The sequence below is a fragment of the Ensifer sp. Root278 genome, assembly GCF_001429285.1.
Taxonomy (GTDB): domain Bacteria; phylum Pseudomonadota; class Alphaproteobacteria; order Rhizobiales; family Rhizobiaceae; genus Ensifer.
On record NZ_LMJJ01000041.1, the window covers coordinates 227,244 to 252,630 of the forward strand.

General features: G+C 63.2%; 22 protein-coding genes. 9 read left to right on the forward strand and 13 right to left on the reverse strand.

Annotation, left to right across the window (positions count from 1 at the left end; genetic code table 11):
* Positions 1-6 precede the first annotated feature (6 nt).
* The 3 genes from ASE60_RS26940 (at position 7) to ASE60_RS26950 (ending at position 3,911) form a co-directional block, all read left to right on the forward strand.
* Entirely contained in the window at positions 7-1,107 is a 1,101-nt protein-coding gene (locus tag ASE60_RS26940) for a hypothetical protein (protein ID WP_057254657.1), read from the forward strand.
* A 3-nt stretch (positions 1,108-1,110) separates the two neighbouring features.
* On the forward strand, positions 1,111-2,142 hold the full coding sequence (locus ASE60_RS26945) for a peptidoglycan -binding protein (RefSeq protein WP_057254658.1): 1,032 nt from the start codon (positions 1,111-1,113) through the stop codon (positions 2,140-2,142).
* Positions 2,143-2,264: 122 nt separating this feature from the next.
* The gene (locus ASE60_RS26950) at positions 2,265-3,911 is read left to right on the forward strand and encodes an FAD-binding dehydrogenase (RefSeq protein WP_093233896.1); all 1,647 of its coding nucleotides are present in this window, start codon (positions 2,265-2,267) and stop codon (positions 3,909-3,911) included.
* A 130-nt stretch (positions 3,912-4,041) separates the two neighbouring features.
* On the opposite strand, the gene ASE60_RS26955 is transcribed toward ASE60_RS26950, so the two are convergent.
* Both ASE60_RS26955 and ASE60_RS26960 read right to left on the reverse strand, forming a co-directional pair.
* The gene (locus ASE60_RS26955; protein ID WP_057254660.1) at positions 4,042-5,034 is read right to left on the reverse strand and encodes a tripartite tricarboxylate transporter substrate binding protein; all 993 of its coding nucleotides are present in this window, start codon (positions 5,032-5,034) and stop codon (positions 4,042-4,044) included.
* 132 nt (positions 5,035-5,166) lie between these two features.
* On the reverse strand, positions 5,167-6,969 hold the full coding sequence (locus ASE60_RS26960; RefSeq protein ID WP_057254661.1) for an ABC transporter transmembrane domain-containing protein: 1,803 nt from the start codon (positions 6,967-6,969) through the stop codon (positions 5,167-5,169).
* A gap of 207 nt (positions 6,970-7,176) precedes the next feature.
* Between ASE60_RS26960 and rpmE the strand changes: the two genes are divergently transcribed.
* Positions 7,177-7,398 (forward strand): 50S ribosomal protein L31, encoded by a 222-nt coding sequence (rpmE, locus tag ASE60_RS26965; protein ID WP_034806140.1) that lies wholly within the window; start codon positions 7,177-7,179, stop codon positions 7,396-7,398.
* A gap of 82 nt (positions 7,399-7,480) precedes the next feature.
* On the opposite strand, the gene ASE60_RS26970 is transcribed toward rpmE, so the two are convergent.
* Positions 7,481-8,989 (reverse strand): winged helix-turn-helix domain-containing tetratricopeptide repeat protein, encoded by a 1,509-nt coding sequence (locus ASE60_RS26970; protein ID WP_057254662.1) that lies wholly within the window; start codon positions 8,987-8,989, stop codon positions 7,481-7,483.
* 175 nt (positions 8,990-9,164) lie between these two features.
* On the opposite strand from ASE60_RS26970, the gene ASE60_RS26975 reads away from it, so the two are divergent.
* Together ASE60_RS26975 and ASE60_RS26980 are read left to right on the forward strand one after the other, a co-directional pair.
* Positions 9,165-9,344: a hypothetical protein gene (locus ASE60_RS26975; RefSeq protein ID WP_057254832.1), complete on the forward strand. Its 180-nt coding sequence runs from the start codon at positions 9,165-9,167 to the stop codon at positions 9,342-9,344.
* A gap of 67 nt (positions 9,345-9,411) precedes the next feature.
* Positions 9,412-10,566 (forward strand): MFS transporter, encoded by a 1,155-nt coding sequence (locus ASE60_RS26980; protein WP_057254663.1) that lies wholly within the window; start codon positions 9,412-9,414, stop codon positions 10,564-10,566.
* Positions 10,567-10,642: 76 nt separating this feature from the next.
* Here ASE60_RS26980 and ASE60_RS26985 read toward each other — a convergent pair whose 3' ends face one another.
* From ASE60_RS26985 to ASE60_RS26995, 3 genes are all read right to left on the reverse strand, one after another.
* Positions 10,643-11,161 carry a DUF1465 family protein gene (locus ASE60_RS26985; protein WP_043610604.1) on the reverse strand — a complete coding sequence of 173 codons (519 nt, stop codon included), beginning with the start codon at positions 11,159-11,161 and terminating at the stop codon, positions 10,643-10,645.
* A gap of 355 nt (positions 11,162-11,516) precedes the next feature.
* Entirely contained in the window at positions 11,517-11,705 is a 189-nt protein-coding gene (locus ASE60_RS26990) for a DUF1192 domain-containing protein (RefSeq protein ID WP_057254664.1), read from the reverse strand.
* Positions 11,692-12,993: an MFS transporter gene (locus tag ASE60_RS26995; protein ID WP_057254833.1), complete on the reverse strand. Its 1,302-nt coding sequence runs from the start codon at positions 12,991-12,993 to the stop codon at positions 11,692-11,694. The genes ASE60_RS26990 and ASE60_RS26995 overlap by 14 nt, the downstream gene beginning before the upstream one ends.
* 304 nt (positions 12,994-13,297) lie before the next feature.
* On the opposite strand from ASE60_RS26995, the gene ASE60_RS35310 reads away from it, so the two are divergent.
* Both ASE60_RS35310 and ASE60_RS27000 read left to right on the forward strand, forming a co-directional pair.
* Positions 13,298-13,453: a hypothetical protein gene (locus ASE60_RS35310; RefSeq protein ID WP_110879124.1), complete on the forward strand. Its 156-nt coding sequence runs from the start codon at positions 13,298-13,300 to the stop codon at positions 13,451-13,453.
* A 111-nt stretch (positions 13,454-13,564) separates the two neighbouring features.
* Positions 13,565-15,502, forward strand: coding sequence for a tetratricopeptide repeat protein (locus ASE60_RS27000; protein WP_156414731.1), 1,938 nt, complete (start codon positions 13,565-13,567; stop codon positions 15,500-15,502).
* 26 nt (positions 15,503-15,528) lie between these two features.
* Here ASE60_RS27000 and ASE60_RS27005 read toward each other — a convergent pair whose 3' ends face one another.
* A complete protein-coding gene (locus tag ASE60_RS27005; protein WP_057254666.1) occupies positions 15,529-17,043 on the reverse strand; it encodes an MFS transporter in 1,515 nt (504 codons plus the stop codon).
* Between the two features lie 104 nt (positions 17,044-17,147).
* Between ASE60_RS27005 and ASE60_RS27010 the strand changes: the two genes are divergently transcribed.
* Positions 17,148-17,702, forward strand: coding sequence for a TetR/AcrR family transcriptional regulator (locus ASE60_RS27010; protein WP_057254667.1), 555 nt, complete (start codon positions 17,148-17,150; stop codon positions 17,700-17,702).
* A 121-nt stretch (positions 17,703-17,823) separates the two neighbouring features.
* On the opposite strand, the gene ASE60_RS27015 is transcribed toward ASE60_RS27010, so the two are convergent.
* The 6 genes from ASE60_RS27015 to tkt all read right to left on the reverse strand — a co-directional run bounded on the left by ASE60_RS27015 (position 17,824) and on the right by tkt (position 25,128).
* Complete coding sequence (locus ASE60_RS27015; protein ID WP_057254668.1) at positions 17,824-18,759, reverse strand: PhzF family phenazine biosynthesis protein; 936 nt, start codon at positions 18,757-18,759, stop codon at positions 17,824-17,826.
* A 235-nt stretch (positions 18,760-18,994) separates the two neighbouring features.
* The gene (locus ASE60_RS27020) at positions 18,995-20,020 is read right to left on the reverse strand and encodes a class I fructose-bisphosphate aldolase (RefSeq protein WP_057254669.1); all 1,026 of its coding nucleotides are present in this window, start codon (positions 20,018-20,020) and stop codon (positions 18,995-18,997) included.
* 247 nt (positions 20,021-20,267) lie between these two features.
* A complete protein-coding gene (locus ASE60_RS27025) occupies positions 20,268-21,464 on the reverse strand; it encodes a phosphoglycerate kinase (RefSeq protein WP_057254670.1) in 1,197 nt (398 codons plus the stop codon).
* Positions 21,464-22,054: a putative glycolipid-binding domain-containing protein gene (locus ASE60_RS27030; protein WP_057254671.1), complete on the reverse strand. Its 591-nt coding sequence runs from the start codon at positions 22,052-22,054 to the stop codon at positions 21,464-21,466. Before ASE60_RS27030 ends, ASE60_RS27025 begins: the two co-directional genes overlap by 1 nt.
* Before the next feature lie 5 nt (positions 22,055-22,059).
* Positions 22,060-23,070 carry a type I glyceraldehyde-3-phosphate dehydrogenase gene (gene gap, locus ASE60_RS27035; RefSeq protein ID WP_057254672.1) on the reverse strand — a complete coding sequence of 337 codons (1,011 nt, stop codon included), beginning with the start codon at positions 23,068-23,070 and terminating at the stop codon, positions 22,060-22,062.
* 75 nt (positions 23,071-23,145) lie between these two features.
* Positions 23,146-25,128, reverse strand: a complete 1,983-nt coding sequence (gene tkt, locus ASE60_RS27040; protein WP_057254673.1) for a transketolase — start codon at positions 25,126-25,128, stop codon at positions 23,146-23,148.
* Positions 25,129-25,387: the final 259 nt, after the last annotated feature.

Here is a 25,387-nt window from a genome sequence, read left to right on the forward strand (position 1 = left end):
ACACCCATGACGAAACTGCATCTGTCCGGATGGAACGGTCGGGAAGGCATGGAAGAAGGCTATAATCCGCACAAGCTTTCGAGCCCCATGCACTATTTCTGGACCATGGTGGTCTTCCTGATCATCGTCGGTTTCGTGGGCGCAATCCTCTTTCGGCAGGCACACAACGCCTTTCTGGCCAACCCCGGCCTCAACGGCTTGATCCTTGGGGTGCTGCTGATCGGCATCCTGCTCGTATTCACCCATGTGCTGGGCTTGCGTCCCGAAGTGCGCTGGTTCAACTCCTTTCGCGCCGCCGGCAGTGCCGACAAGGTGGGCCGCGATCCGGTGCTGCTGGCGCCGATGCGGGCACTGATCGGTGCCCGTCAGACGGCGATCTCGACGACGGCGCTGCGCTCCATTCTGGATTCGATTGCGACCCGCCTCGATGAATCCCGCGACATCTCGCGCTATCTGACCGGCCTTCTCGTGTTTCTCGGTCTGCTCGGCACCTTCTGGGGTCTTTTGGGCACCATCGGCTCGATCAACACGGTCATCCAATCGCTGGATGCCGGTTCGGGAACCACCGAAGACATTCTGGCGGCCTTGAAGAGCGGCCTGTCGGCGCCGCTGACCGGCATGGGTACGGCGTTCTCGACATCGCTGTTCGGTCTTTCCGGTTCGCTGATCCTCGGCTTCCTCGATCTGCAGGCCGGCCGCGCCCAGAACCGTTTCTATACCGAGCTTGAAAACTGGCTTTCTTCCGTGACCGATGTCGGCTCCGAGCTGACTTCTGCGCTCGATGCGCCGTCGGGTGCGCCGGTCGAGGAGTTGAAAAAGCTTACGGATCAGCTGGTCCGCCTCAACCAGGAGGGCGGTTCGAGCCAGCGCACGACCGCCGCCATGGCAAGCCTTGCCGAGGGTATCCAGGGCCTGGTGAAAAATATGCGCGGCGAGCAGCAGATGCTCCGGGACTGGATCGAAGCCCAGCAGGAAGAGGCCAAGGCGATGCGCAGGACGCTCGACAAATTGTCGTCGCGCATCGGAGGCGAGCGGATCGCCGTGACAAGCGAGAGGTCGTCATTGCCGGCCAAGCTCGGACAGTTGGACGAGACCGGAGGAGAGTAATCCATGGCGCTCGCCCGCAAAGGCCGCACGCAGCGCACGATCGATTATTGGCCGGGCTTCGTCGACGCGCTGTCGACGCTCCTGCTTTCGATCATGTTCCTGCTCACCGTCTTCGTTCTCGGGCAGTTTCTGCTGAGCCGCGAAATCAGCGGCAAGGACGAAGTGCTGACCCGGCTGAACAGCCAGATCAACGAGCTCACGCAGCTCCTGGCGCTCGAAAAGAGCGGCAAGCAGGATCTCGAGGATTCGCTCGCCAATCTCCAGGCTTCCCTGTCCCAGTCGGAAGGCGAGCGCTCGCGGCTGCAGGCGCTGCTCGATCAGGGCGCCGGCAGTACCGATGTCGCCAACCAGAAGATCGGGCGCCTCGGCTCGGAGCTTGAGAACGAGCGTGAGATCAGCGCCCGGGCGATGAGCCAGATCGAGCTCCTGAACCAGCAGATCGCCGCGCTGCGCAACCAGATCGCCGCCATCGAGGTCGCGCTTCAGGCATCGGAGGCGAAGGACCAGGCGTCGCAGACGAAGATCGCCGACCTCGGCCGCCGCCTGAACGTGGCGCTTGCCCAGCGCGTGCAGGAGCTCAACCGCTACCGCTCCGATTTCTTCGGACGCTTGAGGGAAATCCTCTCCGACCGCGAAAACATCCGCATCGTCGGCGACCGATTCGTGTTCCAGTCGGAAGTGCTGTTCCCATCCGGCGGCAACGAACTCAATCCCGAGGGGCAGGCGGAGATGGGCAAGCTCGCCTCGGCGCTGCTTGATCTCGCCAAGGAGATTCCGGCGGAGATCAACTGGGTGCTGCGCGTCGACGGCCATACCGATAATGTCCAGCTTTCCGGAACAGGCCGCTATGCGGACAACTGGGAACTTTCCTCGGCGCGTGCCACCTCGGTGGTCAAATTTCTGATCTCGAAGGGGGTGCCTGCCGATCGCCTGGTCGCGGCCGGCTTCGGTGAGTATCAGCCGATTGCGCCGGGCGAGACCCCGGAGGCCCGGGCCCAGAACCGCCGCATCGAACTCAAGCTGACCGAAAAATAGGCCGCGGCCGCGAAACATACCGCGGCCAACGCCCGACCCTTGAATTGACCTTGACGTACGCGTAACAGTTGCTGCAGCCATTCGTATGGCGGCGCTGTATGGGGTGCAGGGGAGGGCATTTCGTGGATTGCGATGTATTGGTCATCGGTGCGGGCCTTGCCGGCCTGGTTGCCGCCTCGGAAGCGGCCGCCCTTGGCCGCAAGGTCATCGTTCTCGATCAGGAAGGCGAACAAAACCTTGGCGGTCAGGCTTTCTGGTCGCTGGGCGGTCTGTTCTTCGTCGATAGCCCCGAGCAGCGGCGCATGGGCATTCGTGACACGCGTGAGCTTGCCTGGCAGGACTGGCTGGGGTCTTCGCAGTTCGACCGTCCGGAGGACCACTGGCCGCGGCTTTGGGCGGAAGCCTATCTCGACTTTGCCGCAGGCGAAAAGCGCCGCTGGCTGCATTCCCTCGGCATGCGCTGGTTTCCGGTCGTCGGCTGGGCCGAGCGCGGCGGCGGCCTTGCCCATGGCCACGGCAATTCGGTGCCGCGCTTCCATGTCACCTGGGGCACGGGGCCAGCGGTACTCGATCCGTTCGTGCGGCTGACGCGGGAGGCGGAAAGCCGCGGTCTGGTGCGCTTCCGATTCCGCCATCGGGTCGATGAGCTCATCATCACGGATGGAACGGTGACGGGCGCCCGCGGTGCCTTGCTGAAGGAGGATCCGGTCGGGCGGGGCGAGCGCAGTTCACGCGACGTCTCCGGCGATTTCGAGATATCGGCGGGTGCGATCGTCGTCACCTCGGGCGGTATCGGCGGCAACCATGATCTCGTTCGCCGCAATTGGCCGCGCAAGCGCCTTGGCCAACCGCCGGCAACCATGGTCTCGGGCGTGCCGCATCACGTCGACGGACGCATGCTGGAGATCAGCAGCCGGGCGCGCGGCTCGGTCATCAACTCAGACCGCATGTGGCACTACACCGAGGGGCTCAGGAACTTCGACCCGATCTGGCCGGATCATGGCATCCGCATCCTGCCCGGCCCATCATCCTTCTGGTGCGACGCCGACGGCAACCGTTTTTCCGCGCCAGCGATGCCGGGCTTCGATACGCTCGGCACATTGCAGGCGATCCGCGACAGTGGTCACGACTACAGCTGGTTCATCCTGACGCGGGCGATCATCAAGAAGGAGTTTGCGCTTTCCGGTTCGGAACAGAACCCGGATCTGACCGGCAAGAGCATCTCTCTGCTCCTGAAGCGGCTCGGCAAGAACCCGCCAGCGCCGGTCCAGGCCTTCATGGACAAGGGTGAGGATTTCATCGTCCGGGACCGGCTCGAGGACCTTGTGCCGGCGATGAATGCACTGACGGGCGAGAACCGGCTGTCGCTCGACCATCTACGCCGACAGATCGAGGCGCGCGATCGCGAGATCACCAACCCGTTCTCCAAGGATGCGCAGGTCACCGCGATCCGCGGCGCCCGCGCCTATCGCGGCGATCGGCTGCTGCGTACTGCCAAGCCGCACCGGCTGCTCGATCCGAAAGCCGGGCCGCTGATTGCCGTTCGCCTGCATATCCTGACCCGCAAGACGCTGGGCGGCCTGCAGACCAACCTCTCGGGCCAGGTGCTCGAACAATCGGGTGAGCCGGTGCCGGGCCTCTATGCCGCCGGCGAAGTCGCCGGTTTCGGCGGCGGCGGCATGCATGGCTACAATGCGCTCGAAGGCACCTTCCTCGGCGGTTGCATCTTTTCCGGCCGGGTGGCGGGGCGGGGTGCTGCTGGGGTGTGATCGCTTCCCGCCGCTCGCTTTTGGGCTGCCCCTCACCCTAGCCCTCTCCCCGCACGCGGGGAGAGGGGACGGCCGAGCGTGCAGCTAAACTTGGCAAATGCTTCGAATGTCTGGACAAGTCGGCTGACGATCAATCCATCTGCACGTTGGCGTCGCGGACGACCGGCGTCCACTTCGCCAGTTCTGCCGTCACATGCGCACTGAGCTCTTCCGGCGTCGAGCCGACGATCTTGGCGCTGAATTCCTTCATGCGTTCGATGACGGCGGGATCCTTCAGGGCCTTGTTTGCTGCCTCGTTGAGGCGGGCGACCACAGGCTGCGGCGTGTTCGCCGGGGCGAAGAGCGCGTTCCAGGTATAGGTCTCATAGCCTGGGATGCCGGATTCAGCGACCGTCGGAACATCGGGGAAGGAGGGCGCGCGTTCCGCCGTGGTGACGGCAAGTGCCCTCAGCGTGCCTGCCTTGATGTGCCCGGAGGACGAGGGCAGGTTGTCGAACATGATCGGCACCTGGTTGCCGATGACGTCGTTCAGCGCCGGACCGGCGCCCTTGTAGGGGATATGCTGCATGCTGACGCCGGCCATTTTCTTGAAAAGCTCGCCGGAGAGATGCAGCGGCGTGCCGTTGCCGGAGGAGGCATAGCTGTATTCGTCGGGCTTGGCTTTCAAGAGCGCCAGCAGTTCCTCGACGTTCTTGGCTGGAAGCTCCGGATTGACGACCAGCACGTTGGGCACGATGACCAGCAGCGAGATCGGAGCGAAGTCCTTCTGCGGATCATAGGGCTTGGTCTTGAGGATCAGCGGGTTGAGCGCGTGGGTGGCGACGGTTCCCATCAGGATCGTGTAGCCGTCCGCATCGGCGCGCGCGACATTGGCCGCGCCGAGATTGCCGCCGGCGCCGGCGACGTTCTGGACGATCACCTGCTCGCCGAGGTCTTCAGACATTTTCTGCGCGACGATGCGGGCGACCACGTCGGTCGACCCGCCGGCGGCGAAGGGAACGACCAGTGTTATCGGTCGGTCCGGGAAGCCCTGGGCGAGGGCCGGGGTGCTAAAGGGCAGCGCCGATAGCGCCATCAGGCCCAGCATCAGCGTTGCGCGCCGGGTCAGTTGCGAAAATGCCATGCGAATTTCCTCCCGATCATGTCTGCGAACCGCAGAGAACGGCCTTTGGCAGGCCGGCCCCATAACAATAGGGCTCGCTTCTCAGCCGGCAACTGCCAGGTGTGAAATCGGGAGGGTCGTCGTCGCAACGCCTCAGTTTTTCGTGGCGACGAACAGGGCCTCGGCGCCGTGGTCGAACTGCAGCCGCGCAAGCTTGGCGTAGAGGCCACCCTGGCGGATGAGGGAGACGTGCGTTCCCTCCTCGACGATCCGGCCATGATCCATAACCAGGATGCGGTCCGCCTTCAGAACCGTTGCGAGCCGGTGGGCGATGATGATCGTCGTGCGCTCGCGCAACAGGCCATCGAGGGCTTTCTGCACCAGCGTCTCGCTTTCGGCATCGAGCGCCGAGGTGGCCTCGTCGAGGAGCAGGATCGGTGCGTTCCTGAGGATCGCGCGGGCAATGGCGATGCGTTGCCGCTGGCCGCCGGATAGCGTGATGCCGCGTTCGCCGACGAGCGTGTCGTAGCCGTTGTCGAGGCGGTTGATGAACTCGTCTGCCTGGGCGGCGACGGCCGCAGCGCGCACCGCCTCACGGGTCGCGCCAGGCACGCCGAAGGCGATGTTGTCATGAACCGAGGAGGCGAAGATGGTGACATCCTGCGGCACGATCGCCAGCCGGTCGCGCAGTTCCTTCGGATCGACCGTGCGGACATCGAGCCCGTCGACGGTTACAGCACCCTTGGCGGGATCGTAGAAGCGGAGGAGCAGGGAGAAGACCGTGCTCTTGCCGGCGCCGGAAGGGCCGACGATGGCGACAGTCTCGCCGGGGTTGATCGCAAAGCTGAGGCCGTTCAGGCTCTTGTAGTCGGGTCGCGCCGGATAGGCGAAATAAACGTCGTCAAAGGCAATGGCGCCGGCGGCCGGTGCGGGCATGGCGACGGGGTTTGCCGGCGCCTGGATCTCTGGGATCTCCGTCAGCAGTTCGTTGAGCCGTTCGGCGGCACCGGCGGCCTGAGAGAGCTCGCCCCAGACTTCGGAGAGCGAGCCGAGGCTGCCTGCGGCAAAGACCGAGTAGAGCAGGAACTGGCTGAGGGTGCCGGCGGAAAGATTGCCCGACAGCACATCATGCGCGCCGAACCACAACACCGCAACGACGCTGCCGAAAACCATGGTGATGGCGAAGGCAGTGAGCACCGAGCGCGCCTTGATCGCGGCGCGCGCAGCGCCATAGGCATCTTCTACAGCGGATCCGAAATGGTTGTTGGCGAGTGCCTCGCCATTGAAGGCCTGCACGGTGCGGGATGCGGCGATTGCCTCGCCGGCATAGGCGGACGCCTTGGCGAGTGTGTCCTGAGCCTCGCGCGATCGGCGGCGGACGGAGCGGCCGAAGCCGACAAGCGGGAAGACGATGATCGGGATCGCGATCAGCACCAGGCTCGAGAGCTTAGGGCTGGTATAGACCATCATGCCGATGGCGCCGAGACACAGGATCAGGTTGCGCAGCGCCACCGAGGCGGTGGCGCCGACCGCCGACTTGACCTGGGTCGTATCGGCCGTCAGCCGCGAGACGATCTCGCCGGACTGGTTGACGTCGAAGAAGGAGGCGGAAAGCCGGGTGACGCGATCGAAGACGTTGCGCCTGAGGTCGGCGACGATGCGCTCGCCGAGTGTGATGACGAAGTAGTAGCGCGCCGCACTTGCCAGAGCGAGCACGATGGCGAGCATCATCAACATCGAGAAGTAGGTGTTGATGAAACCGGAATCGGGACTGGAGAAGCCGTTGTCGACCATGCGCCTGACGGCGAGCGGCAGCGCCAGCGTCGTGACCGCGGCGAGGATCAGCGAGATACTTGCGCCGACGACCAGATGGCGGTAGCGGGCGAGATAAGGTAGGAGCGTGGCCAGCGGGCGGATGGATTTACGCGCTGGCGCCTGGATTTCTCGTTCGGACACTTGACCCCTTTCGCCAACCACGGAGGAAAGGCTTTGCCCATGAGTCTTCCGCGCGGCACTTGTTATCCCGCAGACCTTGATGTATAGGCACGGCATCGAATTGGGAAGCCGTGGCCCTTCAGCCGGTCCGCGGCTTCATTTACGTGTTCGGTCTCGAAGTCGCAATGCCTTGCGACAATTGGACCCTGGAACTCTAGGAAGATCGTTATGAAGGCAGACATCCATCCCGATTACCACGTCATCAAAGTAGTCATGACCGACGGCACCGAATACGAAACCCGCTCGACCTGGGGTTCTGAAGGCGCCACCATGAACCTGGAAATCGACCCCAAGTCGCACCCGGCCTGGACGGGCGGCAACCAGCAGCTCATGGACCGCGGCGGTCGCGTCTCCAAGTTCAAGAAGCGCTTCGAAGGCCTCGGCCTCTAATCGAACGCCTCTCGGCATTCTTAAAGCCCGGCCATCGCGCCGGGCTTTTTGTTGGCCGATCAGGATGCCGCCGGCTCGCCCGTCACTCGGGAAGGCCGGCCTTGCGAAAGCCGTCGACGAAATGCGCAAGCATGGCGTCGTTACGGAACGGCTCGGTCGCCGCCCAGTGGCGGATCGTGAAGCCGGGGTTGGCGACGAGAAACAGGTCCGCTTCCGTATGCGCCTCGTCGAGGCGGCACAGCTGGGCGAGGCTTGCCGCCAGGAACCGGCGTGAGCTCGTGCGATAGGTCTCGTCCCTGCGCAGCGTCTCGACAGCGGCCTCGTAATCGCCGGCCGCATATTGCGCCTGGCCGAGCGTCAGATAGTACCAGCTTGCCGGAAACGGGTTCAGCCGGAACGCCTTGCGGATATGCGCGAGGCCCTCTTCGACCCGCCCGGCGAGAACGTCGATGTCGGACAACGCCGCCCAGGTGTCGGCCTCGTTCGGGTCGAGTTCGATCGCCTTGGCGAATTCCGCCTCCGCCTCGGTAAAGCTGCGCTCATAGGCGAGCAGGTAGGCCAGGATCCAGCGGCTGCCGGCATCGTTTGGATCGATCGTGACCGCTTTGCGCGCCAGCTCCAGGGCAAGGCTGCGGGCGGCCTCTGTCGGTCCGCCGGAGTGCACCCGTCCCATCCAGTGGTTCATCGCCAGCCAGCGGTAGGCTTCGGCATAATCGGGGTCGAGCGAAACCGCACGCGTCAGCATCAGGTGCGCTTCCTGGGCGGCCTGCGGCGTATCATCCATCAACCTGCGGGCGTGCACGCAGAGATCGTAGGCCTCGATGTTGCCGGGCCGGTTGCGTGGCGGCGGCGGCGGGCGCAATTTTCCGAGCAACGCTTCCACGATCTTGGCCGTAACCTCGTCCTGAACGGCGAAGATGTCTTCCAGGCTGCGGTCGAAGCGCTCCGCCCAGAGATGGTCGCCGCTCAGTGCGTCGACCAGTTGGGCATTGATACGCACGCGTCCTGCTGCGCGCCTGGCGCTGCCTTCCAGCAGGTAACGCACGCCAAGGTCTTCCGCGATCGCGCGCACATCCACCGCCTTGCCCTTGTAGACGAAGGACGAGTTCCGCGCGATGACGAACAGGCCGGGGATCCTCGAAAGGTCGGTGATCAGGTCCTCGGTCAGCCCATCCGTGAAGGGCTCCTGCTCGGGATCGTTGCTGACGTTGACGAAGGGCAGAACGGCGACCGACGGCTTGTCCGGCAGGGGGAGGCGCCGCTTTGCCGCACCGAGCGTCCTCGAACTTCCCGTGAAGCGATAGCCGACGCGCGGGATCGTCGAGATCCACTCGCCACCATCGGCGGCGGGGCCAAGCAGCTTTCTGAGCTGCGCGATCTGGACGGTCAGATTGCCTTCCTCGACAGCCGTTTCCGGCCAGGCCGCATCCATCAGTTCGGCTTTGCCCAGGATTTCGCCGGGCCGCCCGACGAGCGCCGCAAGCAGCCTCAGTCCACGGTAGCCGATCGCGACAGGATCATCGTCCCGGAGGAGCGTTCCCGCACCCGGATCAAGTACGAAGGGACCAAAGGCGAAGCGCGTTTCCTGCATGGGCGCATCTATAGTTCGTTTGGAGGTTTTTGAGAACTTTTTGGACGCGCTTAATTACGCCCCGGTTCGTGTCCTGCAGAATTCGTCGGTCTTTCGGGCCGATATGGAGGCTGCCATGAACCACATTCCCATTCCTTTATTCCGGCATCAGGCACGCGTGCGCGAAGAAAACCCGATGCCTTTGCGCGCCGGCCTCGCAACGCTCAGAGGCGTTATCGCGACCTGGGACAGGAGGGCCCGTTTTCGCCGGGACCTCAAACGGGTCTCGAGGAGCGACCCGCATTTGATCGACGATATCGGCCTCGCAAGGCGACAGGTCGAGATCGAAATCGCCAAACATCTCTGGCAGGCATGAGGGGCGTGTCGAAATGATATCGGACCAAGAGTCTCTGCGTGCGACGCAGCGTCGTCAATTACGCGACATGACCTTACCGCGCGAACAGCCAATCCTGTGGGCGGCGATAGCCGGCACCATCGCAACGGTCACGGTGTTTGCGGTCGCCCAGGGGCTGACCTATCCGCTGCTCAGCTTCATTCTGGAGCGGCAGGGAACGACACCGGGACTGATCGGCCTGTCGGCGGCGATGACGCCGCTGGGTTTCATCGTTTCCGCTCCCCTCATTCCGGCGCTGGTTCGGCGCTTCGGCGCGGCGTGGCTTGCTATTCTTTGCTCGTTGTTTGCCGCGCTAACGCTGATCGCGATCGCCTGGACCCAGGAGCTCTGGGCCTGGATGCCGCTGCGTTTCCTGCTCGGCTTCTTTGCCAATCCGCTTTCCGTGATCAGCGAAACCTGGCTGATCACGATCACCCCGCCGTCGCGCCGGGGCCGCATCATGGGGCTCTATTCTTCGATTGTTTCGGGCGGCTTCGCCATCGGTCCGCTGTCGCTCGGCCTCGTCGGCACGGAGGGCTGGTCGCCCTTCCTCATCGGCATCGTGGCTTTCCTTCTCTGCGGCATGATCTTGCTCGCAGTCGTGCCGCGCCTGCCTGATATGCCGCAGGATGGCGAGGCAACTTCCGTCGGCGGCTTCCTGGCGCTGGCACCTCTTCTTCTGTTTGCGGTTTTCACCGCTGCCGCTTTCGAGCAGATCCTGCTTTCGATGCTTGCCACCTATGGTGCCACGCTCGGAAGCACCGTGGAGCGTATCGCCTCTCTCATTACCTGTTTCATCGCCGGCAATGCGCTGCTTCAGATATTTCTCGGGCGCATGGCCGAGCAGATGGGCTCGATGCGGGCGATGTTGTTCTGTGTGCTGGTCTCGCTGGTCGGGTGCCTGCTGCTGCCATGGGCCTTCAATTCCTGGCTCGTCTGGCCGCTCGTCTTCCTCTGGGGCGGGGTCTCGTTCGGCATCTACACGATGTCGTTGATCCAGCTCGGCGAACGTTTCACCGGCCAGGCCCTGATCGCCGGCAATGCGGCTTTCGCGGTTGCGTGGGGTCTCGGCGGCATCGTGGGGTCGCCCGCGACAGGACTAGCCATGCAGTGGCTTGGCCATCGGGGACTGCCGCTGGCTCTTGGTTTCCTTAGTTGCGTGCTGGTGCTGCTTCTGCTGGCGAAGATGCGGCGCGCGCGATAGTGACACCAGCGACGCGAGAAACAAAAAACCCGGCGATGGCCGGGTTCTGTTTTCCGCACGCTGAAGCGAAGAGCTCTCAGTTGGTGCCGAAGGCCGTCTGCAGCAGCTTGATCTGCGCCTTGACGCCGTTCTGGTTGTCCGGAACGATGGCGGCGGCTTCGTGCGGGCGGTAGATTTCGCGGTCGAGCAGGGCGACGCGGTTCTGCAGGCGCAGCGAGCGCTCGATAAGGTCGCGGAAGGATTCCGGCAGTTCGGCCCAGCCGGGAGCGGACTTGTCGACGTTGAAGCTGTCGAGGCGCACCTTGCTCTTTTCCGACATCACCTGGTCACGGCTCATCTCACCGTTGTTGACGGCGCGCTGCAGCAGCAGCCACGACGCCATCTGCATCAGGCGGGTGGTAAGCCGCATGGACTCGGCTGCATAGAGCACCGACGCCATGCGCGGCAGAACCTTCGAGGCGGCGCGGCCGGGACCATCGAGGTATGTCGCCGTTTCCTCGACCAGACCCATGCCTTCCGAATAGAGCGTCTTGAATTGTGCCGAGGACGCTGCGTGTCCTGCGAAACTGACCGTATTCAATCCTCTCTCGGACATGACCTGTTTTCCCTGGTTCAAACGCATCACGACAGTCAGGTAGTGGACAGTTATAGGAAATAAATCCTTGCCCGTCTCTATGCTCGAAGAATGATCCGATAGCGCATTTCGCGCAAGGGTATTCTTAAGAAAGGGTTAATCTCCACAGTTCTTTAGCGAAAGCTATGCCAAAACAAAAAAAGAGCCGCGAAAAGCGGCTCTCAAGGTAAAACAGGGAGAAAAATCAGACCCATTCGCCAGTCGGAGAAATTGTCTGAAACCGGAAAGCTCCGGATACCCCGACAATCGCAGATAATGCTTAATTTGCGGTTAAACGCGCCTCGTTTTGCTGCGCTGCGGCCGCTCCCGCAAGGTCTCAGCGAAACAGGCCTTCGGCGGCTGAGCGGCTCGCGGATTTGCGCGTCCGCTCGGCTTCGAGCCGGGCGATTTCCTCCGTCAACAGGGCGATACGCTGGGTGAGTTCATCGACTGAAAGCAGTGAAAGATCGCTGCCGATTTCGTGCACCAGCTTCTTTTGTGGTCGGTCGTCGTCAAACAGGCTCATCCGTCTGATCCTCCCATTTCTGGTTGTTGTCCGGTTCGCTATGCGCTTCCTCGAACGGGGCAGCGCGCGGCGAAAGCTGCAGGCTTTCCGGTGTCGTCGGCGCGCCGGCATTGACCGGCGAGAAGGCGTCGCGGTCGGCGACCGGCACGGGCGCGCGCATCCGGCTGCGGATGATGGCATAGGCTGTGATCAAAATGTGGGCGCAGGCGGTAATCATGAACAAACCGTACGGACCGGTTGCCGTCATGACCGGACCGCCGATCGTCGGGCCGATGATCGTGCCGATGCCATAGAGCAGCAGCAGGCCACCGGAGACCTTCACGAAGTCTTCGGCGGTTGCAAAGTCGTTGGCGTGGGAAACGGCGATCGGATAGAGCGCGTTGGCGGCGGCGCCATAGATTGCGATCAGCGTCAGCACGATCCAGACCTGACTCGGCTCGATCAGGAAGATGAGCAGGCCGGCGACGGCGCCGACGCCGGCAAGGGTAGCCAGGACATAGCGACGGTCGATGCGGTCGGAGAGGCGGCCTGCCGGAAGCTGCATCACCGCGCCCGCGAAGATCGCCACGCTCATCATTGCCGCAACCGTGCTGTCGGAAAGGCCGGCCTGTCGCCCGAAGACGGCGCCAAGCGTGCCGAAGGCGCCATTGGCGATGCCGACGAGCAGGATGCCGAGGAACGAAACCGGCGAGTTCCGGTAGAGGCCGCGCAGGTCGAGGCTGACCTTCTTCAGCGGTTGCGGCGAGGCGGCCTTGGACATCAAGGTCGGCAGCATGGCGACACAATAGAGGATGCCGCAGATCATGAAGAAGATGCTGGTCGAGGTGTCGCCAAAGGGGATCATCATCTGGCCGCCGACGACGCCGAAAAGCGTGATGGCGATATAGAGCGAGAAGATGACGCCGCGGCTCTCATTGGTGGCGCGCTCGTTCAGCCAGCTTTCGATGATCATCGACGTGCCGGCGGTGGAGAAGCCGGTGAGCGCGCGCAGGATCAGCCACCAGGTCGGATCGATCATGATGCCGGTCAACAGCGCGACGATGGCGATGAGAGAAGCAAAGACGCTGAAGGCGCGCACATGGCCGATGCGCTTGACGACATTCGGGGCGAAGAAGCACCCGAGGACGAAGCCGGCCGCCCAGGACGTACCGATCAGACCGAGGATGGTGGTCGGGTATCCCTCAGCAGTACCGCGAACGGGAAGAAGCAGTCCCTGAAGACCATTGCCCAGAAAGAGAAACAAGGTGCCGAGCAGGAGGGCAGCGACCGGGAGCAGGTTCTTTCTCATCATCCATCCGAAATTCGTTCTGCCGTCAGCAAGTTAGGGCGGTGCCTGGTGAATTGCCAGCCGGTTTCTCTCTACAGCGCTTTGATTACAGTGCCTTGATTTGCCGCTTGTTTCCTTTGACCGGAGAGATTGAAGGAAACAAGCGGTTGCCGGTCATTGCAAATCGTCCGCGAAAACACTAGCCCTTTTTGCCAAGCGCAGCGTATCGCTAGCCCTTGGGGGAAGCGGTGCTCCGTGCGACGAAGTGTGCCGGCGTTGTGAACGCTTGGCCGGTTGAGGCAGCCTCCCGGAAGACGAGGGCAATATGCAGAAGGCGCTCGCCCTTATCCTGCTCCTGGCAATGATTATCCAGCTTCTGTGGCCACTCGGGATCCCGGGCCTGCGCCGCCGCCGCGACTTCTGGAAGATCGCGGTCTTCGCCATCGTCATGATGATGGTGACCGTGCTGATCCGGCCTTAACCGGGCCATCTTGCCTCTAACTACCCGTTTCTTTGGAAACTCCGGGGCCGATTGCGCGATGCTATTGGGTTGTACGTATATTCGCTACAACTACAAAAGGGCGCAGGACAGATGGGGAATAACGCGCTAGATTACCTCTTTCACTCCGGAAGTGAATTCGAGGGTTTCTTGGAACGCCGTCTCGCTGCCATTCTCGCCGCCGATGTCGTGGGATACAGCCGCCTGATCGGCGCTGACGAGACCGGCACACTGGCCGCGATGAAGCGACACAAGAATGAACTCGTCGATCCCAAGATCCACCGCCACAAGGGCCGCATCGTCAAGCTGACCGGCGACGGCATTCTCGTCGAGTTTGCGAGCGTGGTGAATGCGGTCGCCTGCGCCGTCGATATTCAGCGCGGCATGCTGATCCGCAATGAAAGCGTGCCGCAGCTAAAGCGCATCGAGCTACGCATCGGCGTGCATCTCGGCGATATCATCGTCGAGGATGGAGATATCTTCGGCGATGGCGTCAATGTCGCCGCCCGTCTCGAAGGGCTGGCGGAACCATCCGGCGTTGCCGTTTCCGCCACGGTGCGCGATCACGTCGGTACGCGCCTCGATATCGGCTTCATCGACAAGGGTGAGCACACGCTGAAGAACATTGCCGCGTGCGTGCATGTCTATTCGGTGGCGCTCGGTGCGCCGACGAAAGTTGCGGCGGCGCCAAGCGGGGTCGGCCCCATCGTGCTTGATGACGGCTACGGGCTCTCGGTCGGCGTGCTTCCGTTCACCAACATGAGCCATGATCCCGAGCAGGAATATTTCTCCGACGGCATCACCGAAGACATCATCACGGATCTGTCGAAAATTTCGAAGCTGCATGTCGTCGCCCGCAACACGGTATTCACCTACAAGGGGCGGTCGGTGAAGGTGAAGCAGGTGGCCCAGGAACTGGGCGTCCGCTACATCCTCGAGGGCAGCGTGCGCAAGGCGGGTTCGCGGGTGCGCATCACCGGCCAGCTGATCGATGCCTTGACCGGTACCCATCTCTGGGCCGACCGCTACGACCGCGACCTGACCGATATCTTCGCCATTCAGGACGAGATCACCCACGCCATCGTCGATCAGCTCAAGATCAAGCTTTTGCCGGCGGAGAGACAAGCGATCGAGAACGACCCGACCACGAGCGTCGAAGCTTATACCTACTACCTGCGCGGCCGGCAGTTTTCGCATGCCTGGACCCGGTCCTATCTGCTCTTGGCCCGGCGCATGTTCCTGAAGGCGGTGGAACTCGACCCAAACTTTGCCCGCGCCTATGCCGGCATCGCCGATTGCGAGTCGGCGCTGCGCGACTGGCACGAGGACGAGTTCCCGCTGCAAAGCATTCTTTCCACAACCGCGAAAGCGCTGGAGATCGATCCGAACCTTGCGGAGGCTCATGCCTCACGCGGCCTGGTGCTGCACCAGGACGGCCAGGACGATGAGGCGGTCGCCGAATTCGAGCGGGCGTTGACGCTCGATGCCGGCCTCTATGAGGCGAATTTCCATTACGCCCGTTTCCTGTTTATGCAGGGTGCCTTCGAAACGGCGATCCAGTTCTTCAAGCGCGCTGCTGACATTCGGCCGGACGACTATCTGTCGCCGATCCATCTCATGAGCGCCTATAAATCGCTCGGCCGTGACGTCGAACGTGCGCAATGGGCAAGGATCGGGATATCTCGGGCGGAGCGGGCGCTGGAGCTCAATCCGGAAAACTCCGGCCCCGCGCATCGCGGCGCGTTGGCCCTCGCTCATATGGGCGAAGCCCAGCGCGCCCGGGAATGGGCGGCGCGCGCTCTGGCAATCGATCCCGACGACGTGGTCGCGCGGTACAATACGGCCTGCGTTTATTCCATCCTCGGCGATACCGATGCGGCGCTCGACCTGCTCGAAACCTTGCTGCCACAGAGTTCATGCTACCAGCTGCTCTGGTTCAAGCAGGATTCCGACCTCGACGCGGTTCGCCACCATGTCCGCTTCCAGGCGATGGTCGAGGCGATCGCGCAATGCGAGGCGGGGTTGCGCTAACCGCCGGAGGGTGCCGGCGGTTGCTTTCAGTGGTGGCTTGCCTGACGGGATTCCGCCGGCGCAGTGCTGCGGCCACCCGTCAACCACCAGATGGCCGCGCCGGTGACAAAGAGCATGGCCGTCGCCACGATCACGACTGCGGTAAAGGCCTGCTCGAAGGCGAGCCGGGCGCGGGTTACCAGTTCGCCAGCCACATCCGCCGGCAGTTTCTCGGCGAGAAGCAGGGCTTCGTCGAGGCTGTCGCGGGCCATCGGCGAAATGGCTGCACCCTCCGGCAGCACGAGGAAGGCGGTGTAGACGACCGACATGACGGTGCCGAGAACGGCAATGCCGATCGCGCCGCCGAGCTCGAACGAGACCTCCTCGATCGATGCCGCCATGCCTGCCCGCTCCGGCGGGGCGTTGAACATGATGGCGCTGGAGGCGGCGGTCATCGAGGCGCCGATGCCGAGGCCGAGGACGACGAGGGTGACGATCTGGGTCAGCGCGCCGGCCTCATGGGCCAGCAGGTATCCGCCGAGACCGAGGGCCGCGAGAATGAGGCCGGAGCGCAGCACCACTTCCGCGCCGAGACGCGGCAGCAGGGTGCCGGTCAGCGGACCGGCGACGAACGCCGCGAGTGGGATTGGCAGAATGAAGAGGCCGGCCTGAAGCGGCGAAAGACCATCCACGAGCTGCAACTGCTGGCTCAGGACCAGCTCGATGCCGACGATCGAGGCGGATGCGACCAGCGCGGCAGCGACGCCGGAGGAAAACGCCGCATTGCGGAAGAGGCTGAAATCGATCAACGGATGCGGGCTCCGGCGCTGGCGGCGCACGAAAAGAATGAGCGCGATGGCGCCGATCACGACGGCGGCGAGGCCAGCTTCCAGCGATGGTTCGCGCTTGCTCGTTTCCTTGACGGCATAGGCGAGACCGACGAGACCGACCATGATCTGGAACGATCCGAGTGCATCCCACGGATGTTTCGGATTGCCTGATGTGTTCGGCAGCACGACGAGGCCGAGCAGGAGGGCAATGACGACGATCGGCACGTTGATGAGGAAGACCGAGCCCCACCAGAAATATTCGAGCAGGAAGCCGCCAAGCACCGGTCCGATGGCGGCACCACCGGAGGCGATCGCGGCCCAGACTCCGATCGCCAGCGCCCGCTCGCGCTCGTCGGTGAAGGTGAGGCGGATGATCGACAGCGTGGCCGGCATCATCAGCGCGGCGCCGACTGCAAGCAGCACACGCCCGCCGATCAGGATCGCAGGGGTGGGCGCGTAGGCGGCAATCAGCGACGCGACGCCGAAGACCGCGAGACCGACGATGAAGGGCGTCTTGTGCCCGAGCCGATCGCCGAGCGTGCCGAGGCCAGGCAGAAGGCCGGCGACGACGAGGGCGTAGGCGTTGACGATCCAGAGCTTCTCGGATGCGCTCGCGCCGAGGTCATGGGTCAGGCGGGGAAGGGCAGTATAGAGCACCGTCATATCGACGACGATCAAAAGGAGTGCGCTCGATACGATGGCCAGAATGAGCCAGCGATTTTGCGGATGCATAGTACACCTCAATTGGCCACCCACAGGGAATTGGGGGCTAGGTCTTGTTAACGTCAGGGTCATTATTTAAATACGTACGTATGGATTTGAAATAGGAAGTCAAGATGGGACGACGTCGAACAATCGATCGTAACAAGGTTCTGGATGCGGCGGAGGCGATCGTGAACGCCGTCGGCGCTGCCGGCCTGACGATCGATGCCGTCGCCAAGGCGGCCGGCATCACCAAGGGCGGCGTGCAATATTGCTTTGGCAACAAGGACGGTCTGATCGACGCGATGATGGAGCGTTGGTTCAACGAGTTCGACACCGCGGTTGCGGCCGAGGGCGGCGACGATCCTGATCCGGTCAAGGCGATGCGCGCCCATGCGTCGGTGACTGCGCGAATGAACACGGCCGACAATGCCCGCACATCCGGCATGATGGCAGCCCTTTTGCAGCGGGAAGAGCATATGGCGAAGAACCGCGCCTGGTACCGCGCGCGCCTCGATGGCATCGACCTGTCGACGGAGGCTGGGCGCCGGGCGCGGCTTGCCTTCCTCGCCACCGAGGGCGTCTTCCTGTTGCGCGGTTTCGGTTTCGCCGAGATGGACGACGCCGAATGGCAGGATATGTTCGCCGATATTCTGAAGCTGTTGCCGGAGCCCGGCGAGGCCGCCTAGAGCAATTCGAGGAAAAGTGTGAAACGGTTTTCCGTCCGGAATTGCGCAATTTCAAACAGTTAGAGCATTTCACTGTTTCATTGAAACAGTGAAATGCTCTAACGGTCGCCGCGGGAAAGCGCTACAGGTCGATCAGACCGCGCATCGCACTGATGCAATTGCCGGAAAGGCTGACTTGGCGAACGATGCCGCCCTGCTTGCGGACATGCGCCCCGATGAGGCTCCGCCGGCCCATCTCCACGCCCTGCTCGATCGCGATTTCGACATCGATATCCTGGTTCGGCAGCAGCGAGACGAGATAGGCCGAAAGGGCGGCCGAGGCGCTGCCGGTGGCGGGGTCTTCGTTGACATTGTCGAGTGGCGCGAACATGCGCGCCCGGATCTGCCACGGCGTTTGCGGCGATCGTGCATAAAGGAACAGACTGAAGCTGTCTTCCTCGGGCTTGTAGCGCGCATTCGCTGCATGGAAGGCCGTAACATTCGGCCGCGCCGTCGAAAGTGACGCGATATCACTGATTTCCGCGACCGCGAAGGGCAGGCCGACGGAAAGCCGGATAGGCGTATGGATGCGCGTGCTGATGGCTTCCGATGTGAGCGATGCGCAGGCAGCGATCGTCCCGGCGTCGATTTCCGGGCCGGCCGTCAGACCGCGCGGAACGACGATGCGGGCACCGATGACCTCGCCCTTCTCCCGCGACAATGTTGCCTCGACGAGCCCCGCCTTTTCCTCGAAGCGCAGGATGCCGCCGGGCACACGGCCGAAGATTTCCTTCTGTCGGCCGAGCACGAAGGCGGTGCCGACATTCGGGTGACCGGCAAAGGGAATCTCCATCGTCGGCGTGAAGATCCGGACCTCCGCCGTGTTGGCGGGGTCGCGCGGCGGCAGCACGAAGGTGACTTCGGAGTAGCCGAACTCGGTCGCGATCGCCTGCATCTGCTGGTCGCTCAGGCCCCGGGCATCCGGGATGACCGCGAGTTGGTTGCCGGCGAAACGCTCAGCGGTAAAGACGTCGACAGTGACGTAGGCGATGGATTGTGGCGAGGCGGCGGAGGTCATGGCACCGGCTTTCTCTACGGTTGGCTGTGAAGCCAAGACTTAAGCCAGCGTTCGCACGCGTCAAAGGCGCCAACTTGTTCCGGTGACAAGTTCCATCCGGCACGGGCAGCCAGCTCTTGGCTGGCCCTGCTGTCCAGGCGCTCCGCGATGTTGACGACGCATTCCTGCTGCGGATGTAGCCGAAGCAAAGAGGGGCCGACTTGCGGCCCCTCGGATCTCATCTCTCGACCATGCCTTATGCGGCCTTCTCGAGATCCTTCTTCCAGGTGCCCTTGGCCGCAAGGCTGCACATCTCAGCGCGATGCGAGAAGGCACGCTGGCCATCGCCGATGTTGTCGGCCTTGCCGTGCCAGGCGTTGAGTGCCTCCTGCTGCAGGGCTCGGCCATAGGAAAAGGTGAGTTTCCACGGCAGGTCGTGGGTGGCGTTCATCGCCGAAAGATGGGCCGTCGCCTCTTCGGTCGACTGACCGCCGGAAAGGAAAGCGATGCCAGGCACGGCCGAAGGCACCGTGCGTTTCAGCACCCTTATCGTGCGCTCGGCCACCTCGGCGACGGAAGCCTTGCGGGCCTTCTTGCCGTCGATGACCATGCTCGGTTTCAGGATCATGCCTTCGAGTCTGACGCGCATGGCGGCCAGTTCCTCGAAGGTGGTGCGCAGCGCCCACTCCGTCACTTCCTCCGCGCGGTCGATCGAATGGTCGCCTGGCGCTCCATCCATCAGCACCTCCGGCTCGACGATCGGCACGATGCCGGCTTCCTGGCAAAGGGCGGCATAACGGGCGAGCGCATGAGCGTTGGCACGAACGGCGCCCGGGCTCGGCAGGGTATCGGAGACGGCGATCACGCCACGCCATTTGGCAAAGCGCGCGCCGGCTTCGTAATATTTCGCCAGCCGCTGCGCGAGGCCATCGAGGCCTTCGGTGATCGTCTCTGCCGGGAAATTGGTCATCGGCTTGGCGCCGGCGTCGACCTTGATGCCGGGGATCGCGCCGGCGGCACGGATGATTTCGACCAGCGGCGTGCCGTCGACGGCATGCTGAAACAGGGTTTCCTCATAGAGAATGACACCGGAGATGTACTTGCGCATCGCCTTGTCGGCGCGCAGCAGCATCTCGCGGTAATCGCGCCTGGAGGTCTCGGTGGATTCGAGGCCGATCGTATCGAAACGCTTCTTGATCGTGGCCGTAGACTCGTCGGCGGCGAGCAGCCCCCGGCCGTTGGCGACCATGGCAATTGCGATGTCTTCCAGTCTTTCGCTCATGTTTTTCTCCCTAGACAGCGCTGATCACCAGGGACCAGGCAGGTACTGAAACAAACAGTTTCGGACCGACGGCGCACAGGGCAGCCGCCACGCTCCAAACGAGGCGCGAGTAACAGGCGAAATTGTCCAGGAAAATGGCGAGAAAAGCGACTAAAACGATTTAAAATTTTTTAATCGATTGAACAATCAAGATTTTTTCTTGATTGACCGGCGCGCGGCGGTTGTGTCCGCGCGCCGATTGGATGCGTTACTTCTGCTTGAGGATGTCGACGCCCGGGAGCGGCTTACCTTCCATCCACTCCAGGAATGCGCCGCCGGCGGTCGAGACATAGCTGAAATCGTCGGCGACTTCGGCATGGTTCAGTGCTGCGACGGTATCACCACCGCCGGCAACCGAGACCAGCGATCCCTGGCGGGTGCGGGCGGCCGCGTGCTTGGCAACGGCAACCGTCGCCCTGTCAAAGGGGGCGATCTCGAAGGCGCCGAGCGGACCGTTCCAGACGAGCGTTTCGGCCTTGGAGATCCAGTCGTTGACGGCGGCGATCGACTTCGGACCGACGTCGAGAACCATGGCATCGGCGGGAATGGCGTTGATATCGACCACTTCGTTGTCGGCGCCGGCCTTGAACTCGCGGGCGATGACGCCGTCGTCCGGCAGAACGATGGCGCAGCCGGCCTTGTCGGCGGCAGCAATGATCGCCTTGGCGGTGTCGGCGAGGTCATGCTCGCAGAGCGACTTGCCGACATTGATGCCCTTGGCGGCGATGAAGGTGTTGGCCATGCCGCCGCCGATGACGAGCGCGTCGACCTTGGTCACGAGGTTCTGGAGGAGGTCGATCTTGGTCGAGACCTTGGCGCCGCCGACGATCGCGACGACCGGCCGCTTCGGCTGGCCGAGGCCCTTTTCGAGCGCTTCGAGTTCGGCCTGCATGGTGCGGCCGGCATAGGCCGGCAGGTGATGGGCAAGGCCCTCGGTCGAGGCATGAGCGCGGTGGGCGGCGGAGAAGGCATCGTTGACGTAGATGTCGCCGTTGGCGGCAAGCGCTTCGACGAAGGCCGGCTCGTTCTTTTCCTCGCCCTTGTGGAAGCGGGTGTTTTCGAGCAGCAGCACGTCGCCGTCGCTCATTTCGGCAATGGCGTTCTTCGCCTTGTCGCCGATGCAGTCGGCGCCGAAGTGGACGCGCTGGTCGAGCACGTCCTCGACCGCCGGCGCAATCGTCTTCAGCGACATGTCGGCGACCGGTTCACCCTTCGGGCGACCGAAATGGGCGAGCAGGATGACCTTGGCGCCCTTTTCGGCCAGTTCGCGGATGGTCGGCGCCACACGCTCGATGCGGGTCGCGTCCGTCACCACGCCGTCCTTGACCGGCACGTTGAGATCGACGCGCACCAGCACGCGCTTGCCGGCGATGTCGGTCAGATCGTCGAGGGTCTTGAAAGTCATCAGATAGTCTCCGGTGATAGTCTTTGGAAAAGGGTGGGATAGTGGATGACGAGGCCGTCCTCGTCCACGGGCAGGTCCGCGGCAAAGCTGCGATCCTCGGCCTCGTAGCGGTAGAGCCTGAAATCATCGAGGCAGGTGTAGTGCTGGCCGTCCACGACGGGCTCGAACGTGTCGAACGGCACGTAGAGCATCTTGAGCTTTACAGTGCCGGACTGGCGACCGAGGTCGAGCCGGCGGATCGGCAGCGTGTTGGTGAAGGGTGTACCGGCGAGGTCGATATCGATGCAACCATCGAACTCGGAGAGGGGAGCGCCTCGCGCCGTCATCCATTGGCCCGGGACGTCCGAGCGCAGATGCAGGCTCCGGCCGTCCGTCGTGTCGACCATGAGCTTGCGAACGTGCCAAGTGTCGTCGCAATCGATCCGGTAGCGCACGCCATAGGGCGTGCCGCCGCGGTTGCCGATCAGAACGCCGACGGCGCGGATGACCGCGCCGTCGGCTGTTTCGGTTTGCGTCAGCGTCAGGTGTTCGAGCCCTTCCCCTTCCAGCGGACGCCAGCGGACCGTCTTTGGAGAAAGGGCGCGAAACATCTGACTTAGATGAGCTTGGCGAACGCGACCGCCGTGTCGGCCATGCGGTTCGAGAAGCCCCACTCGTTGTCGTACCAGGTGAGGATACGCACGAAGTTGCCTTCGACGACCTTGGTCTGGTCGATCGCGAAGATCGAGGAGTGGCTGTCATGGTTGAAGTCGCGCGAAACGAGAGGCTCTTCCGTGTAGCCGAGAACGCCCTTGAGCGCGCCGTTGGAGGCGGCCTTGATGGCGTTGGTGATTTCCTCGACCGAGGTGTTGCGCTTGGCGACGAACTTGAAGTCGACGACCGAGACGTTCGGGGTCGGAACGCGGATCGACGTGCCGTCGAGCTTGCCCTTCAGTTCCGGCAGAACCAGGCCAACGGCCTTGGCAGCACCGGTCGAGGTCGGGATCATCGACAGAGCGGCAGCGCGGGCGCGGTAGAGGTCCTTGTGCATCTGGTCGAGCGACGGCTGGTCGTTCGTGTAGGAGTGGATCGTGGTCATGAAGCCGTGGCTGATGCCGATGGTATCGTTCAGGACCTTGACGACCGGAACCAGGCAGTTCGTGGTGCACGATGCGTTGGAGATGACCAGGTGGTCCTTGGTCAGCTGGTCGTGGTTGACGCCGTAGACGACCGTCAGGTCAGCGCCGTCGGCCGGAGCCGAAACGATGACGCGTTTGGCGCCGGCGGTCAGGTGCGCTGCAGCCTTGTCGCGGGCGGTGAAGATGCCGGTGCACTCCATGGCGATGTCGACGCCGAGTTCCTTGTGCGGAAGCGTTGCCGGATCCTTGATCGCCGTGACCTTGATCGGCTTGCGGCCGCCGACGGTGATCGTGTCGCCTTCGACCTTCACCTCGGCCGGGAAACGACCGTGGATGGAGTCATAGCGCAGCAGGTGGGCGTTGGTTTCAACGGGGCCGAGATCGTTGATGGCAACGACTTCGATGTCGGTGCGGCCGGATTCGACGATCGCGCGGAGCACGTTGCGGCCGATGCGGCCAAAACCGTTGATGGCGACTTTTACTGTCATATCGGGTCTCTCCCTGTCTGGATGACGTAGTACGAAAAAATCGGGGCGCGCCTTTCGGCGCGCCCCGCAACTTGATCAGGAAAGCTTTGCTTCCGCAGCGGCGACCACCGCCTCGGGCGTGATGCCGAAGTGCTTGTAAAGGTCCTTGTAGGGACCGGAGGCACCGAAGGACGACATGCCGATGAAGGCGCCGTCGCTGCCGATGAAATGATCCCAGCCCTGGCGGATGCCGGCTTCGACGGCGATCTTGACCGGCGAGTTGCCGATGATCGCCTGCTGGTAGTCTTCGCTCTGTTCGGCAAAGAGCTCGAAGCAGGGAACGGAGACGACGCGCGTCGAGATGCCCTTGGCGGTCAGTGCCTGGCAGGCCTTGACGGCGATTTCGATTTCCGAGCCGGTGGCGAAGATCGTCACCTTGGCGTCGGCGGCCGAGATCAGGTCATAGGCGCCGTGAGCGCAGAGGTTTTCTTCCTCATACTCGGTGCGAACGGCCATCAGGTTCTGGCGGGTGAGCGCAATGCCGGACGGCCGGTTGTGGCTTTCGAGCGCCAGCTGCCAGCATTCCGCCGTTTCCGTGGCGTCCGCCGGGCGGAACATCAGGAGGTTCGGAATGGCGCGAAGTGCTGCCATGTGCTCGACCGGCTGGTGCGTCGGGCCGTCTTCGCCGAGGCCGATGGAATCGTGCGTCAGCACGTGGATGACGCGGATGCCCATCAGCGCGGCGAGGCGGATCGACGGACGGCAATAGTCCGAGAAGATCAGGAAGCCGCCGGAATAGGGAATGACGCCGCCATGCAGCGCCATGCCGTTCATGGCAGCGGCCATGCCGTGCTCGCGCACACCCCAGTGGATGTAGCGGCCGGAGAAATCGTCAGGCGTGATCGACTTGGTCTGGCTCGTCTTGGTGTTGTTCGAGCCGGTCAGGTCGGCCGAGCCGCCGATGGTTTCGGCGAGAACGCCGTTGATGACTTCGAGCGCGTCTTCGGAAGCCTTGCGGGTTGCCGGCGACGGCTTGGTTTCAGCGAGCTTCTTCTTGTAGTCGTCGATGGCGGAGGACAGACGGCCTTCGAGCTCGCCGGAGAAGCGGCGAACGAACTGGGCCTTCTTCTCGGCATCGCTCTTTTCGAGGCGCTCTTCCCATTCCTTGCGCGTCTTGGTCGAGCGCAGGCCGGCCAGACGCCAGGCGTCGAGCACGTCGGAGGGAACGACGAAGGCTTCGGCTTCCCAGCCGAGTGCCTTGCGGGTGGCGGCGATTTCCTCGGCGCCGAGCGGCGAGCCGTGGACCTTGTGGGTGCCGGCCTTGTTCGGCGCACCGAAGCCGATCGTCGTCTTGCAGGCGATCATCGTCGGCTTGTCGGACTTCTGGGCCTCATCGATCGCGGCGGCGATCGCTTCCGGGTCATGGCCGTCGACGGCGATGGTGTTCCAGTGGCAGGCGCGGAAGCGGGCGTGCTGGTCGGTCGAGTCGGCGATCGAGATCGGGCCGTCGATCGAGATGTTGTTGTCGTCCCAGAAGACGATCAGCTTGTTGAGTTTCAGGTGGCCGGCGAGCGAAATCGCTTCCTGGCTGATGCCTTCCATCAGGCAGCCGTCACCGGCGAGCACATAGGTATAGTGCTCCATCAGGTCGGAACCGAATTCGTCGCGAAGCTTGCGTTCGGCGATCGCCATGCCGACGGAATTGGCAAGGCCCTGGCCGAGCGGACCGGTGGTCGTCTCGATGCCGGCGGCGTGGCCGTATTCCGGGTGGCCGGCGGTGCGGGCGCCGAGCTGGCGGAAGTTCTTGATCTCGTCGATGGTGATGTCTTCGTAGCCGGTCAAATAGAGCAGCGAATAGAGCAGCATCGAGCCATGGCCGGCCGACAGCACGAAGCGGTCGCGGTTCGGCCAGGAGGGGTTCTTGGGGTCAAAGCTCAGATAGCGCGTGAAGAGGACTGTCGCTATGTCGGCTGCACCCATGGGCAGGCCTGGGTGGCCGGAATTTGCCTTCTCGACGGCATCCATGGAAAGGAAACGGATCGCATTTGCCATCCGGTCGTGTTTTTCGCGAGAGATCATGACTGTTCCGTTTTGCGTTCGGTGGTCAGGGAACGGTCTCTATCCTCCAAAGACCGCGCAAGAAGCGGCTGACACATAGCAGGTGCGCCGTGCGAGTCAATAAATACGGGCCTTCCGCGGCCATTTGACGGCAGGTCGTTCCGGTCCTTGTCTCGCAATGCAACAGAGCTTTCGCACTGCCGTTGAAGAAAGCCGGCTACGCAATCCATCCACAGCTTCCGTAGTTGTTTGCGGAGCTTGGCATTGTTGAGACTTACGT

Bases quoted from the DNA above. Each gene is read 5' to 3' on its own strand.
- ASE60_RS27015 (WP_057254668.1), bottom strand. From the start codon at position 18,759: ATGACCTCCGCCGCCTCGCCACAATCCATCGCCTACGTCACTGTCGAC.
- ASE60_RS27000 (WP_156414731.1), top strand. From the start codon at position 13,565: ATGGGGAATAACGCGCTAGATTACCTCTTTCACTCCGGAAGTGAATTC.
- ASE60_RS27010 (WP_057254667.1), top strand. From the start codon at position 17,148: ATGGGACGACGTCGAACAATCGATCGTAACAAGGTTCTGGATGCGGCG.
- ASE60_RS26970 (WP_057254662.1), bottom strand. From the start codon at position 8,989: ATGCAGGAAACGCGCTTCGCCTTTGGTCCCTTCGTACTTGATCCGGGT.
- gap (WP_057254672.1), bottom strand. From the start codon at position 23,070: ATGACAGTAAAAGTCGCCATCAACGGTTTTGGCCGCATCGGCCGCAAC.
- ASE60_RS26985 (WP_043610604.1), bottom strand. From the start codon at position 11,161: ATGTCCGAGAGAGGATTGAATACGGTCAGTTTCGCAGGACACGCAGCG.
- ASE60_RS27030 (WP_057254671.1), bottom strand. From the start codon at position 22,054: ATGTTTCGCGCCCTTTCTCCAAAGACGGTCCGCTGGCGTCCGCTGGAA.
- ASE60_RS26980 (WP_057254663.1), top strand. From the start codon at position 9,412: ATGACCTTACCGCGCGAACAGCCAATCCTGTGGGCGGCGATAGCCGGC.
- ASE60_RS35310 (WP_110879124.1), top strand. From the start codon at position 13,298: ATGCAGAAGGCGCTCGCCCTTATCCTGCTCCTGGCAATGATTATCCAG.
- ASE60_RS27005 (WP_057254666.1), bottom strand. From the start codon at position 17,043: ATGCATCCGCAAAATCGCTGGCTCATTCTGGCCATCGTATCGAGCGCA.
- ASE60_RS27020 (WP_057254669.1), bottom strand. From the start codon at position 20,020: ATGAGCGAAAGACTGGAAGACATCGCAATTGCCATGGTCGCCAACGGC.
- tkt (WP_057254673.1), bottom strand. From the start codon at position 25,128: ATGATCTCTCGCGAAAAACACGACCGGATGGCAAATGCGATCCGTTTC.
- ASE60_RS26975 (WP_057254832.1), top strand. From the start codon at position 9,165: ATGCCTTTGCGCGCCGGCCTCGCAACGCTCAGAGGCGTTATCGCGACC.
- ASE60_RS27025 (WP_057254670.1), bottom strand. From the start codon at position 21,464: ATGACTTTCAAGACCCTCGACGATCTGACCGACATCGCCGGCAAGCGC.
- ASE60_RS26940 (WP_057254657.1), top strand. From the start codon at position 7: ATGACGAAACTGCATCTGTCCGGATGGAACGGTCGGGAAGGCATGGAA.
- ASE60_RS26995 (WP_057254833.1), bottom strand. From the start codon at position 12,993: ATGAGAAAGAACCTGCTCCCGGTCGCTGCCCTCCTGCTCGGCACCTTG.
- rpmE (WP_034806140.1), top strand. From the start codon at position 7,177: ATGAAGGCAGACATCCATCCCGATTACCACGTCATCAAAGTAGTCATG.
- ASE60_RS26955 (WP_057254660.1), bottom strand. From the start codon at position 5,034: ATGGCATTTTCGCAACTGACCCGGCGCGCAACGCTGATGCTGGGCCTG.
- ASE60_RS26990 (WP_057254664.1), bottom strand. From the start codon at position 11,705: ATGAGCCTGTTTGACGACGACCGACCACAAAAGAAGCTGGTGCACGAA.
- ASE60_RS26945 (WP_057254658.1), top strand. From the start codon at position 1,111: ATGGCGCTCGCCCGCAAAGGCCGCACGCAGCGCACGATCGATTATTGG.